16 protein-coding genes, 1 tRNA gene, 2 other RNA genes and 1 pseudogene are annotated in these 12,807 nt (G+C 33.2%); 10 read left to right on the top strand and 10 right to left on the bottom strand.

The features are described from left to right. Positions 1-81 precede the first annotated feature (81 nt). Complete coding sequence (locus tag GYM75_RS10570; protein WP_220215911.1) at positions 82-1,527, top strand: APC family permease; 1,446 nt, start codon at positions 82-84, stop codon at positions 1,525-1,527. A gap of 84 nt (positions 1,528-1,611) precedes the next feature. Here the strand turns inward: GYM75_RS10570 and GYM75_RS12450 are convergent. The 5 genes and pseudogenes from GYM75_RS12450 to GYM75_RS10550 form a co-directional block, all read right to left on the bottom strand. After that, a pseudogene (locus GYM75_RS12450) lies at positions 1,612-2,001 on the bottom strand (GNAT family N-acetyltransferase); the annotation flags it as partial. A gap of 27 nt (positions 2,002-2,028) precedes the next feature. After that, the gene (locus tag GYM75_RS12325; protein ID WP_255556767.1) at positions 2,029-2,163 is read right to left on the bottom strand and encodes a hypothetical protein; all 135 of its coding nucleotides are present in this window, start codon (positions 2,161-2,163) and stop codon (positions 2,029-2,031) included. Positions 2,164-2,263: 100 nt separating this feature from the next. Then, on the bottom strand, positions 2,264-3,628 hold the full coding sequence (locus GYM75_RS10560; protein WP_220215910.1) for a PTS ascorbate transporter subunit IIC: 1,365 nt from the start codon (positions 3,626-3,628) through the stop codon (positions 2,264-2,266). 21 nt (positions 3,629-3,649) lie between these two features. Beyond that, positions 3,650-3,922, bottom strand: a complete 273-nt coding sequence (locus tag GYM75_RS10555; RefSeq protein ID WP_220215909.1) for a PTS sugar transporter subunit IIB — start codon at positions 3,920-3,922, stop codon at positions 3,650-3,652. Positions 3,923-3,954: 32 nt separating this feature from the next. Beyond that, positions 3,955-4,398: a PTS sugar transporter subunit IIA gene (locus tag GYM75_RS10550; protein ID WP_220215908.1), complete on the bottom strand. Its 444-nt coding sequence runs from the start codon at positions 4,396-4,398 to the stop codon at positions 3,955-3,957. 560 nt (positions 4,399-4,958) lie between these two features. Between GYM75_RS10550 and GYM75_RS10545 the strand changes: the two genes are divergently transcribed. The 8 genes from GYM75_RS10545 (at position 4,959) to GYM75_RS10510 (ending at position 8,876) form a co-directional block, all read left to right on the top strand. Next, positions 4,959-6,260: a PAAR domain-containing protein gene (locus GYM75_RS10545; RefSeq protein ID WP_220215907.1), complete on the top strand. Its 1,302-nt coding sequence runs from the start codon at positions 4,959-4,961 to the stop codon at positions 6,258-6,260. A gap of 14 nt (positions 6,261-6,274) precedes the next feature. Next, positions 6,275-6,601 (top strand): hypothetical protein, encoded by a 327-nt coding sequence (locus tag GYM75_RS10540; RefSeq protein ID WP_220215906.1) that lies wholly within the window; start codon positions 6,275-6,277, stop codon positions 6,599-6,601. Between the two features lie 184 nt (positions 6,602-6,785). After that, positions 6,786-6,980 (top strand): hypothetical protein, encoded by a 195-nt coding sequence (locus tag GYM75_RS10535; RefSeq protein ID WP_220215905.1) that lies wholly within the window; start codon positions 6,786-6,788, stop codon positions 6,978-6,980. A 184-nt stretch (positions 6,981-7,164) separates the two neighbouring features. Continuing rightward, the gene (locus tag GYM75_RS10530; protein ID WP_220215904.1) at positions 7,165-7,359 is read left to right on the top strand and encodes a hypothetical protein; all 195 of its coding nucleotides are present in this window, start codon (positions 7,165-7,167) and stop codon (positions 7,357-7,359) included. 54 nt (positions 7,360-7,413) lie between these two features. Then, on the top strand, positions 7,414-7,737 hold the full coding sequence (locus GYM75_RS10525) for a hypothetical protein (RefSeq protein ID WP_220215903.1): 324 nt from the start codon (positions 7,414-7,416) through the stop codon (positions 7,735-7,737). Positions 7,738-7,921: 184 nt separating this feature from the next. Next, positions 7,922-8,116, top strand: a complete 195-nt coding sequence (locus GYM75_RS10520) for a hypothetical protein (protein ID WP_220215902.1) — start codon at positions 7,922-7,924, stop codon at positions 8,114-8,116. Positions 8,117-8,170: 54 nt separating this feature from the next. Next, positions 8,171-8,497: a hypothetical protein gene (locus tag GYM75_RS10515; RefSeq protein WP_220215901.1), complete on the top strand. Its 327-nt coding sequence runs from the start codon at positions 8,171-8,173 to the stop codon at positions 8,495-8,497. A 184-nt stretch (positions 8,498-8,681) separates the two neighbouring features. Continuing rightward, positions 8,682-8,876 (top strand): hypothetical protein, encoded by a 195-nt coding sequence (locus GYM75_RS10510; RefSeq protein WP_220215900.1) that lies wholly within the window; start codon positions 8,682-8,684, stop codon positions 8,874-8,876. Between the two features lie 272 nt (positions 8,877-9,148). On the opposite strand, the gene GYM75_RS10505 is transcribed toward GYM75_RS10510, so the two are convergent. From GYM75_RS10505 to tgt, 4 genes are all read right to left on the bottom strand, one after another. Continuing rightward, positions 9,149-9,273, bottom strand: a non-coding RNA gene (locus GYM75_RS10505) — RtT sRNA. Between the two features lie 39 nt (positions 9,274-9,312). Next, positions 9,313-9,437, bottom strand: a non-coding RNA gene (locus GYM75_RS10500) — RtT sRNA. 39 nt (positions 9,438-9,476) lie between these two features. Then, positions 9,477-9,553, bottom strand: a tRNA-Pro gene (locus tag GYM75_RS10495). Positions 9,554-9,625: 72 nt separating this feature from the next. Continuing rightward, on the bottom strand, positions 9,626-10,762 hold the full coding sequence (gene tgt / locus GYM75_RS10490) for a tRNA guanosine(34) transglycosylase Tgt (protein ID WP_220215899.1): 1,137 nt from the start codon (positions 10,760-10,762) through the stop codon (positions 9,626-9,628). Between the two features lie 138 nt (positions 10,763-10,900). On the opposite strand from tgt, the gene GYM75_RS10485 reads away from it, so the two are divergent. Continuing rightward, positions 10,901-11,584 carry a M48 family metalloprotease gene (locus tag GYM75_RS10485; RefSeq protein ID WP_220215898.1) on the top strand — a complete coding sequence of 228 codons (684 nt, stop codon included), beginning with the start codon at positions 10,901-10,903 and terminating at the stop codon, positions 11,582-11,584. Positions 11,585-11,658: 74 nt separating this feature from the next. Here GYM75_RS10485 and queA read toward each other — a convergent pair whose 3' ends face one another. Beyond that, positions 11,659-12,693: a tRNA preQ1(34) S-adenosylmethionine ribosyltransferase-isomerase QueA gene (gene queA, locus GYM75_RS10480; RefSeq protein WP_220215897.1), complete on the bottom strand. Its 1,035-nt coding sequence runs from the start codon at positions 12,691-12,693 to the stop codon at positions 11,659-11,661. Positions 12,694-12,807: the final 114 nt, after the last annotated feature.

Here is a 12,807-nt window from a genome sequence, read left to right as displayed (position 1 = left end):
TTCTTTCTTGTGTTTTATTCATAAACTTCTATTATAAATAAATTTTCCCAAATACATTATTATTACTCAAAGAGGACGTTTATGTCAGATCACAATTTAGAAAATAAATTGCGGAAAGATCTTGGTCTAGTTTCTGCATTATCACTGGTTGTCGGTATGGTTCTAGGAGCAGGGGCTTTTATGAAACCACCCGCAGTGTTAGAAGTCGCTGGTGATTATAATTATGCATTACTAGCGTGGATAATTGGTGGTGTTTTTTCTATTTGTGGTGGGCTAACATTATGTGAATTAGGGGTGATGTTTCCTAAAACTGGAGGAATGTTAGTCTATTTAGAAAAAATATATGGCGCAAAAGTATCTCATCTTTATGGTTGGATGATTACCGTACTTTTTGCACCTTCATTGGTAGGGGCACTTGTTGGCTATTTTAGCTCTGTTTTTTGCTTGTTATTTAATATTGATGATACTTATCGCATGGCGGTTAGTGCAGGGGTGTTAGGCTTCATCGCCTTGATTAATGCCATTGGTGTTAAAGAGGCCGGTTACTTACAAACCATAGCAACGATTTGTAAACTTGTACCTATCCTTTTATTAGCTATCTTTGGACTTTGGAAAGGTAATGGACAAGTTGCCGTATTTAGTGCAAGTGGACAAGGTATTGAAACCTACGCACCTTTTGCGGTTGCCATTCTTGCGACACTATTTGCTTATGACGGTTGGGCGCAAGTCGCCTCTGTAGCGGGCGAAATCCGAAATCCATCAAAAGTGTTACCCAAAGCCATTATCCTAGGCATTATATTTTTAGTAATAGTTTATGCATGTATTAATATTGCATTATTTAAAATATTTCCTGTAAAAGAAATGGTTACGCTTGGACATGATGCATCTGCGGTGGCTTCACAGCGCATGTTTGGAGAATTTGGTGGAAACTTGGTTGCCGTTGGTATTATGGTCTCAATTCTTGGTGGCATTAATGGTTACATCATGACGTTATCTCGAACTATTTTTAGTATGGCTGAGCGAGGCACGATTATTGGGGCGCGTTTTTTAAGTACTATTGATGAGGATAGTCGTTCTCCAGTTAATGCCATTATTGTCTTGGTTATTTTTTCATTTTTATATTCGATCTTGCTAGATGCTGATCGGTTATCTGAGATTTCGATGTTTGCGATTTGGGTATTTTATCTACTGACTTTTATCGGTGTGATGATTGCCAGAAAAAAATATGCTGACGTGCCAAGACCTTACAAAGTTATTGGATACCCTATTATTCCTATCGTGGCCATAAGTGGAGCAGCTTACGTAATTTATGGTATGTTGATTTATCAAACTGTAAATGGGATTGCTTCAATCTGTTTGACGTTGATTGGGTTACCTTTGTATTACTATTATCACAAAAAAAATCATAATAAAGAGCTTTCGCTTGGTGAAATGAAAAAATACCGTATCAAAACACAATATTTTATTGCTTGTGCATCTTTAATCGTCATTGCGACATTAATAGTATATGGTTATATGATGCGTTGAAAACAAGCATTATTGGTTGATAGTTATATCATTTTTATATATACATTCAATAAACCGGCAATTGTCGGTTTATTTTTTTTAAACTTAGATATAACTTGAAATTAAGCTATAAATATTTTGATCATAATAGGTGCCATTAAGATATTCTGCTTGTTTAAGTGTTCCTTCATAATCAAAACCACAACGCTTAGCGACTTGATTACTTTTTAAATTAGTGACAGAACATTTAATGACAAAACGTTTAATAAGTTTTTTTATCGCATAATAATGTGTGAGTGCTTGGATAGCTTGTGTAATAATACCCCTTCCTTGTGCTTTGCTATCTAGCCAATAGCCTATATAGGCTGTTTTATTACTTTTATCAATGTGATTAAAGGAAAGTAATCCAACTGGTATGTTATTATTTAAAATGACATAGGTTTTAGTTTCATCTTGTTGATGTTTGATAAAACAATCTGCTAAAAAGTTAGCCGTATCTGACTCACATTTGACAAAGTTTGGTCATGCCATAAATTGACTGAACAAAACACGATTTGAATCAATAATATGATATAACGCATTGGCATAATGAGTCGTTGCGGTTTTTAGATAAATATCTTCAGTGACATAAATTCCATTTTGTTGGTTATCATTCATTTTTTATTCCTTTGAAAAATAACTATTAATGACTATTTTTATGATATTGCCAGACTGAGTCGTCTGGCAAATTAGATTTTAACTATTATAAGGTTGTACATTAATCATTATGGCTATCGCTTTTTGGTTTAGCCACATAGTTATACACAACTAATAAAGCAAAGATAGCAACAATAATCATCATGATAACATCTTTATTAAACCATTTTGCCATATTACCTAGTAAAATGCCTACACCACAAAAATCGACATCAGAAAACGTGGTATTGGCAAAACCAAGTGATCCTAATACAGGTAACAATACCACGGGTAAAAATGTCACTAATAAACCATTAGCAAATGCACCAAGCATTGCACCTCGACGTCCGCCCATTGCATTACCAAATACCCCAGCAGTTGCACCACAGAAGAAATGTGGAACCACACCCGGTAAAATAAGTACAGCGTTGAGTTGTCCTAAAACAAATAATCCCACTAAACCACCCAAAAAGCTAAATAAAAAGCCAATCAATACCGCATTAGGGGCATAAGGAAATACGACAGGGCAATCTAAAGCGGGTTTAGCATTCGGGACTAATTTTTCTGAAAATCCTGTAAATGCAGGGACAATTTCAGCAAGTATTAAACGTACACCTTGTAGTATAATAAAGACACCTGCTGCAAAAGTAATCGCCATAATAATGGCATAAACTAAATAATTATCTTTATTGCTAAGATTGCTTTCAACATAATCTGAACCGGCAAATATGGCTAAAATTAGATAGATAATCATCATCGTTAAAGAGATCGAAATTGAGCTGTCACGTAAAAAACTTAAGTTTTTTGGCAAACTCATCTCTTCGGTTGAACGGGAGCCTTTGCCTACGGCCTTACCCAGCCAACCAGCTAAAACATAACCTAGCGTACCAAAGTGACCGAATGCAACGTCATCGTTACCGGTAATTTTGCGCATTTGTGGTTGAGCTAAAGCAGGGAAAAACGCCATAATTAACCCTAAAACCAGTGCGCCGGTGAAGACTAATTGCCAACCTTGAAACCCTGAGACGGTTAGAATAATACTAATCATACAAGCCATATAAAAAGTATGATGACCGGTTAGAAAGATGAATTTTAATCGCGTAAATCGAGCAACAACAATATTGGCAATCATACCAAACGCCATAATTAATGCCGTTGCTGTGCCATACTCATTTAATGCCATGGATACAATAGCTTCATTATTAGGAACGATTCCTTGAAGTTTAAAAGCCTGTTCAAACATGATACCTAATGGTGTAATTGCGCTAATAAGTACTGTTGCACCACCACCTAATACCAAAAAGCCTAAAATAGTCTTAATGGTTCCTTTTACCGTATCGGCAAATGATTTACGTTGAGCTAATAATCCTACCATTGCGATTAAGCCAACAAGCACCGCAGGTACTTTTAGGATATCAACAATAAATTTTACTATTTCCTGAATCATAGTAACTCCTTAAAGATTTGCTCAGCTCTTGGCAAAATGCTCAACCAGTTTTTGTTCTAAATCGTTGATGTCAATGATATTATTTAATACCACTAATTTGTCGGCGGGAATCCCAGAACTGGTGGCTAAATCTTTTGTCATGACAAACAGATCAGCTTGATCGGGTGTTGCTGAAGCTAAATCTGCATGTGTAACTTCTGCATCAATATTTAATTTTTTTAGGACTTTTTTGATATTCATTTCAACCATAAAACTACTACCAAGACCTGAACCACAAACTGCCATAATTTTCATATTGTTTATCCTTTTACTAATTTTTATTTAATTTAATATTGATTAATCACAGCCAAGATTTCATCACGATGTTGTGCTTTAAAAATAGTCTGCATATCGTTTGATTCACCGAAAAGTGTTGCTAATTGCGTTAACATTTCAATGTGACTGGTGCTATCATTGGCCGCTAATAAAGTCACTAAATAAACGGGGTCATTATCTTCTGAATTGAATTTTACACCTTGTTTCACTAACAGCATTGATAATCCTAACTGATTTACTCCTTGTTCAGGTCTGGCATGTGGCATAGCAATACCGGGTGCCAAAACGTAGTAAGGTCCTATTGATTCGTGTAACTGAAAAATAGCATCCACGTAATTTTGTGAAATAGCATTATTTTTTAATAATGGTGTTGCACAAAGTTGTATCGCTTCTTTCCAGTCTTTAACCGAATCAATAATATTGACTGTTTGGCTGGTTAACCATTTACCTAACATTTTTCCTCCATTAAAACCGATATAAAATTAATATTTTTTCAAAAAATTAACATACTGCACAATAATAGAAATTAAAAAATAATAGAAATGTGATAGCGCTATCAAAGTTAAAATAAAAATTTTCTGTTTTGTGATACAGATAACATTTTTAGTGAATGGATAACTCGTATTTTTTTAGAGTATTAATATTATATCGATAATCATGATTAAATAACAGCTTAAACAATCTTCCACTTGATTGATAGCAAACTTAAATTCATTTCACAGTTTTTGAATAGATAACAGTCAATATTAAAGTTAACGTTAGTAATTACTAAATATGATATAAATCAAAATATTAAAAAAAGTTTTTTTAATTTTTGAGATTTAGATTTCTTCTTATACCAAGGTGCAAAATTATGTAAAAACAGGTAATGTAAATGAGTTATTGTGTTATGTTTTGGTAAATTAAAATAAATTTATTGCTATAAAAATCACATAATTAAAGTTTTTTTAGTTTATTTTTTGATTTATATGATATAGTATTAATTGTTAAGAATTTGTTAAGTTGAGATGTTGTAATGAGTAAAAAAATTGCTGTAATGGGTGATAATACTACAACTGGTGGTAAAGTTATTTCGTCGTCAGTTCGAGGTTTTAACCATCATGATGGCATAGCATGTTTAGGCGATTATGCAACATGTCCTAAGTGTAAAGGTTCTGGAAAAATTATTGAGGCGACCGATAAATTAATCATTGATGGTAAGCCAGCTGCTTATGATGGGTGTATTGTTGCTTGTGGTTGTCGGCCTTTAGGTGTTAATCGAATTATTGCGACCAAAAGTCTGATATTTGTTGATGTGGCAACCCCCAATTATACAAATAAGTCAAAACCTATTAATAATACATTTTCAACAATCTCGCAAACTGAGATTCCCACACAAATTAATTCATTAGTCGCATCAAATGAAGATAAAACAAAGATTCGTCTTGACGCTCAAAATTTACTTGATTGTGCGCATGAAGTTTGTGAAAAACACCTTTACCATGACAATATAAAACAAGATTTTATTGATGATATAGATAATTTCGCCACGCACATTGTAAATCAAGTCGAAAGCGGAGCGATGAGTTATGAACAAGGCTCAAAAGCGATAAAATCTGAAGAAAAAAGTTTATGGGATCAAAGTCTACACTGGCTAGGTCGGGGATTAAGTGTTTTAGGTGGTGCAGGCTTGATAGTGATGGGAGGGGCAATGTGTACAACTGGTGTGGGTTGTATACTTGGCACATTTGTTGCCGCGCATGGTGTTAATAGTATTCAAGAAGGGGTTACCGGCGAGGATGGTTTTTTAAAATCTGCGTATCAAGATGCGGCAGTAGGATTAGGAATGTCTAAAGAGACAGGTTCTTTAGCTTATGATTTAGTTGATATAGGTATATCTTTACATGGTAAACTTAAATTAGTTCCTAAAATTGATAAAAGTTTTGCTATTAATCAATACAATCGTGCTAATTCAACGAAATTCAAATTATTTCATTATGGTAGAAAGGATTTGATACAAGCATTTAGACAGATGAATAAATGGTTGTTAGGTTCTGAAATATTGAGTGATGTTATATCATTATATAAAATTTATGAAGAAGCTGAAAATATATTAGTTAAAGACAATGAAAGTAGTGAGACAAATCTATATATTTCAAAACCAGAAAAGATTGATAATATAGAGAAAATTGTAGATAGTTGTGCAATAGTAATACGTGTTACAGGTAATGAATCTGATGCAGATGATCAATCTAATTATTCATTGTGCACGCGCTTGGATGGTACTACATATCGGCAATATTTTGATGGCCATATTGAAGATGAATCTATGGAATAAGAGGAATAAAACAGATGATTATCTTGATTTACATTACGTATTACTTTTTTTCATTTATACCTATTATTATTGCTTATCGTTTTAGAAAATATACAGTAAGTGATTATCACTATAACAAACGTTTGAAATGGCAAAGGCGTATCATGTTGGTTTTCCATTATATTGCTCTGGTTATTCAAGTTATAATTGCATGTAAACTTGAACGTATCGTTCGTTCTAATCAAGATTATGGTCCTCTTTTATTATCAGCATGTATATTTTTAATTATTTATAACTTTTTTTCAATATCCTGGGTGGAAAGCCCAAAAGAGTATTTAAAAAAGAAAAAAAAATGGAAATAATAATGAATTTAGTGAAGTAAGCTTTCCATCATTAACGACTAGAAAAATAACTAAGATGATTATATTGATTTATATTGCGTATTACTTTTTTTCAATTATGCCTATTATGATTTCTTATCGTTTTAGACAATATACAGTAAGTGATTATCATTATAATAAACGTTTGAAATGGCAAAGGCGTATCATGTTGGTTTTCAATTATGTTGCTTTAGCTGTTCAAATTATAATTATAGGTAAACTTAAAATTATAGTTCGTTCTAATGAAGATTATGGTCCTCTTTTATTATCAGCTTTAATATTTCTAATTATTTATAGCTTTCCAATATCTTGGTTAGAAAGTCCAAAAGAGTACTTAAAAAAGAAAAAAAAATGGAAATAATAATGAATTTAGTAAAGTAAGCTTTCCATCATTAACGACTAGAAAAATAACTAAGATGATTATATTGATTTACATTGCGTATTACTTTTTTTCAATTATACCTATTATTATTGCTTATCGTTTTAGAAAATATACGATAAGTGATTTTCAATATAATAAAAAGTTGAAATGGCAAAGGCGCATTATGTTGGTTTTAAGTTATATCGTTGCTTTTTTCGAGGCGTTTATTGTCGGGCAAAGAAAAGCAATCCATAACTATAATTCTGACTATGAGCTTTTACTTTTCTCATCAGGAGTTTTTACTTGTATTTATATTTTTAGCATAGGGTGGTTAGAAAGCCCGAAAGAGTATTTAAAAAAGAAAAAAAAATGGAAATGATATGAATTTAGTGAAGTGAGCTTTCCACCATTAACAATTAGAAAAATAACACAGATGATTATATTGATTTACATTGCGTATTACTTTATTTCAATTATGCCTATTATTATTGCTTATCGTTTTAGAAAATATACGATAAGTGATTTTCAAAATAATAAAAAGTTGAAATGGCAAAGGCGTATCATGTTGGTTTTTAATTATGTTGCTTCAGTCGTTCAAATTATAATTGCATGTAAACTTGAACGTATTGTTCGTTCTAATCAAGATTATGTTCTTCTTTTTTTATCAGCATGTATATTTCTAATTATTTATCCTTTTCCAATATCCTGGTTAGAAAGCCCAAAAGAGTATTTAAAAAAGAAAAAAAAATGGAAATAATAATGAATTTAGTGAAGTAAGCTTTCCACCATTAACGACTAGAAAAATAACATAGATGATTATATTGATTTACATTGCGTATTACTTTATTTCAATTATGCCTATTATTATTGCTTATCGTTTTAGAAAATATACGATAAGTGATTTTCAAAATAATAAAAAGTTGAAATGGCAAAGGCGCATTATGTTGGTTTTAAGTTATATCGTTGCTTTTTTCGAGGCGTTTATTGCTGGACAAAGAAAAACAATCCATAGTTATAGTTCTGACTTTGAGCTTTTAATTATCTCATCAGGAGTATTTATTTGTATTTACATTTTTAGCATAGGGTGGTTAGAAAGCCCAAAAGAGTATATAAAAAAGAAAAAAAAATGGAAATGATATGAATTTAGTGAAGTGAGCTTTCCACCATTAACAATTAGAAAAATAACATAGATGATTATATTGATTTACATTGCGTATTACTTTTTTTCAATTATACCTATTATTATTGCTTATCGTTTTAGAAAATATACAGTAAGTGATTATCACTATAACAAACGTTTGAAATGGCAAAGGCGTATCATGTTGGTTTTCCATTATATTGTTCTGGTTATTCAAATTATAATTGCATGTGAACTTGAACGTATCGCTCGTTCTAATGAAGATTATGGTCCTCTTGCATTATCAGCATATATATTTTTAATTATTTATAATTTTTTTTCAATATCCTGGGTAGAAAGCCCAAAAGAGTATTTAAAAAAGAAAAAAAAATGGAAATAATAATGAATTTAGTGAAGTGAGCTTTCCACCATTAACAATTAGAAAAATAACATAGATGATTATATTGATTTACATTGCGTATTACTTTTTCTCAATTTTGCCTATTATGATTTCTTATCGTTTTAGAAAATATACAGTAAGTGATTATCATTATAATAAAAAGTTAAAATGGCAAAGGCGTATCATGTTGGTTTTCAATTATGTTGCTTTAGCTGTTCAAATTATAATTGTATGTAAACTTGAACGTATCGTGCGTTCTAATCAAGATTATGGTCTTCTTTTATTATCAGCCTGTATATTTCTAATTATTTATCCTTTTCCAATATCTTGGTTAGAAAGCCCAAAAGAGTATTTAAAAAAGAAAAAAAAATGGAAATAATAATGAATTTAGTGAAGTGAGCTTACCACCATTAACAATTGTCGCATTACTTTCCAAACAAATTGGAAAATATATAGTGACGTTGATATCACATCAATTAAATAAGAACACAGATTTGGGGGGAGCTAAAATTATCTCCATTAGTTCAAGTGATTCAATCATGAGTAAGTTTATAGTTGTTTGTGTTAAGTAAGAGAATATAAGACGCAATTTTTATTTTTAAAATGCTGATAGCAAAAAGCCTACTCAATGAGCAGGCTTTTTTTTGAAATTGGTCGGCGAGAGAGGATGACTCGCATTTCATGCTCGCCCTTCGGGTCGTTGCTAAAGCAACGTTGTCTCGCTACGCTCGGCTCGAACCTCTGTCGGTTCTCATCCTTTAAACTGAAGCGAATAATAAAAAAGCCTACTCAATGAGCAGGCTTTTTCTAAAAATTGGTCGGCGAGAGAGGATGACTCGCATTTCATGCTCGCCCTTCGGGTCGTTGCTAAAGCAACGTTGTCTCGCTACGCTCGGCTCGAACCTCCGTCGGTTCTCATCCTTTATACGGAAGCGAATAACAAAAAAGCCTACTCATTGAGCAGGCTTTTTTTTGAAATTGGTCGGCGAGAGAGGATTCGAACCTCCGACCCACTGGTCCCAAACCAGTTGCGCTACCAAGCTGCGCTACTCGCCGTTAGGATGCGCATAATACTGCGCTAACCTCGATGTGTCAAGAGTTTCCCCTAAAAATTATGATGATAATTTTTTATTTTGTGAAAGGGGCAGGTGTTTTGCCAATACGTTGATAAAATTCGGTAACAAATTCTTCATAACGTTTGTTAGCAACCGCTTCTCGAATCTCTGCCATTAAACGTTGATAATAGCGTAAATTGTGAATAGTGTTGAGTCGAGCACCTAAAATTTCACCACATTTATCTAAATGATGAAGATAAGATTTCGTATAATTTTTACAGGTATAACAATCACACTCAGGATCAAGTGGTGTTGTGTCATCTTTATATTTGGCATTACGAATCTTAATGACGCCGTTAGTTACAAAAAGATGTCCATTACGAGCATTTCGGGTTGGCATGACACAGTCAAACATGTCGATACCACGACGTACGCCTTCAACTAAATCTTCAGGTTTGCCAACGCCCATTAGATAACGTGGTTTATCAGCCGGTAATTGAGGGCAAGTGCCTTCTAAGATACGATGCATATCCGCTTTGGGTTCACCAACGGCTAATCCACCCACAGCATATCCGTCAAAGCCTATTTCGGTTAATCCTTTAATGGATATGTCACGTAATTCTTGATGTATACCACCTTGAACTATACCGAATAATGCATTTTTATTACCAAGTTCATCAAAACGTTGACGGCTTCGTTTTGCCCAACGTAATGACATTTCCATCGATTTTTTGACATAGTCCCACTCCGCAGGAAAAGGCGCACATTCATCAAAAATCATCACAATATCAGAACCAAGATCGTATTGAATTTCCATTGAAATTTCAGGGGATAAAAAGATCGAATCGCCATTAATTGGATTACGAAAATAAACGCCTTCTTCTTTAATTTTGCGAATATCACCTAAACTAAAAACTTGAAACCCACCAGAATCGGTTAAAATAGGACCATGCCATTGCATAAAATCATGTAAATCACCATGTTTACGCATAATCTCTTGCCCTGGTCGTAACCATAGATGAAAGGTATTACCTAATAAGATTTGGGCACCAGTTGCGGCGACTTCTTCAGGTGTCATCCCTTTTACGGTACCATATGTACCAACAGGCATGAATGCTGGGGTTTCAACGGTGTATTCGACGCCACGGCGATCGAATTTCATACGTCCTCGACGAGCAAGTCCGTCTGTATTGTCTAATTCAAATTTCATATTTTGTTAACCTCGTGCGACCAAATAAACAGTTTGGCGCAAATTATTGATATAATACGTCGTCGTATTACTAAATTTCGGCGCCTAGTTTATCGTGATCACTTACAATAGACAACATTTGGAGAGATTTTAAAAATTTTGAAATACATTATTTTATCATTATCATTTTTAATTTTATTCATGATAACAGGTTGTCAAAGCCAACTTAATCAACCGCAATTTATTCTTTCTTCTCAACAAATTGAGGCGTTATCTGAGCAGGATATCCTAAAATTTAATGAACAAATTTGTCGTGATGAAGATAAACAATCTATTGTTCTTGCTAATGATCATGCAATAAGTCAACGACTTAATCGCCTTATTCAATATCTGCCTAACACAATTAATAATATTCAATTAAATTATAAAGTTTATCTCAATACAACGCCTAATGCTTGGTCATCAGCAAGTGGTTGTATACGCCTAAACAGTGGGTTAATTAAACAATTATCCGATGATGAGTTATTGGCGGTAATTGCTCATGAACAAGGGCACATTGCGCTAAAACATGCGATAAACTCATTCCAACATGCCCCTTATATTGAAATTTATGATAAAGCGAATAAGACTGTTGTGATGATAAAAAAGGAGACCGCTCAGCAAAATGAAATTGATGCAGATAATTATGCAATTGAGATATTACGTAAACAAAAATTAAACCCTACCGCACTTATTAGCATGCTCATGAAAATGCCGGTACATAATGACGTCGATCTAACATCGCATCCTGCAATATCAAAACGAATTAATCATATTTCACAAAAACTGAAGAATATTAAGTAATAACGTTTTCTTAGTTTGCCAATTAATGGGTAAATGGTTACTACTTTGATTGGCAAATTTTAAAAACTCGCCAATTAAATTTGTTTGCCTGTAATAAACATCGCATCACCATAGCTAAAAAAACGATATTTTTCGTTAACGGCTTGTTGATAAGCATTCATTGTATTTTCATAACCAGCAAAGGCTGAAACTAACATAATTAAAGTCGATTCGGGTAAATGAAAATTTGTGATTAATGCATCGATCACATTAAATTGGTAGCCGGGATAAATAAAAATCTGAGTGTCGGCAAAAAAAGGCGCAATAGTGCCTGTTTTTTGGGCGGCACTTTCAAGTGCTCTAACCGATGTTGTGCCCACGGCAATGACTTTATTACCACGAGCTTTACACGCTAACACTGCCTCAACGACGGTTTCGGGGACTTCTGCATACTCGGCATGCATTATATGCGATTCAATATTTTCAACTCTTACGGGCTGAAATGTACCTGCACCAACATGCAAAGTAACAAAAGCCATTTCAACGCCTTTATCTTTCAATTTTTCTAACAATGGTTCATCGAAATGAAGCCCAGCAGTAGGTGCAGCAACCGCACCTGGCACTTTACTGTAAACAGTTTGATAAACTTCACGGTCTTGTTCATCATCAGGGCGATCAATATAAGGAGGTAAAGGAATATGACCAATTTTATTTAAAATAGTCAATACATCATCAGGAAATTGAAGTTCAAATAAAGTATCATGTCTTGCCACCATAATCACTTTAATTGAATCATCATCTCCTAATAAAAGTTCGGTACCTTCTTTAGGTGATTTTGATGCTTTTATATGGGCAAGGGCACGATTATCATTCAAAATTCGTTCAACTAAAATTTCAATTTTTCCTCCCGATACTTTTTTACCAAATAAACGGGCAGGAATAACTTTAGTATTATTAAAAACAAGTAAATCACCGGGATTAATTTTATTGATAATATCGGTGAAAATTCCGTGTTCAATCTTTCCTGTATGACCATTTAAAGATAAAAGTCGACAGTCACTTCTGGTTTGAGAAGGGTGCTTTGCAATAAGTTCTTTCGGAAGAAAAAAATCAAAATCGGATAGCTGCATAATTATCGTACCTGAAAAAATAGGGACTAGTCTAAATCTCATAATATGACTAAGCAAGCAATTATTTATTGATTATTATTAAAGTTCAGTTAAAATTTGTTTTAGCTAACGTAA

The sequence above is a fragment of the Gilliamella sp. ESL0441 genome, from assembly GCF_019469185.1.
Taxonomy (GTDB): Bacteria; Pseudomonadota; Gammaproteobacteria; order Enterobacterales; family Orbaceae; genus Gilliamella.
This window is presented reverse-complemented; position numbering and strand designations above follow the sequence as displayed.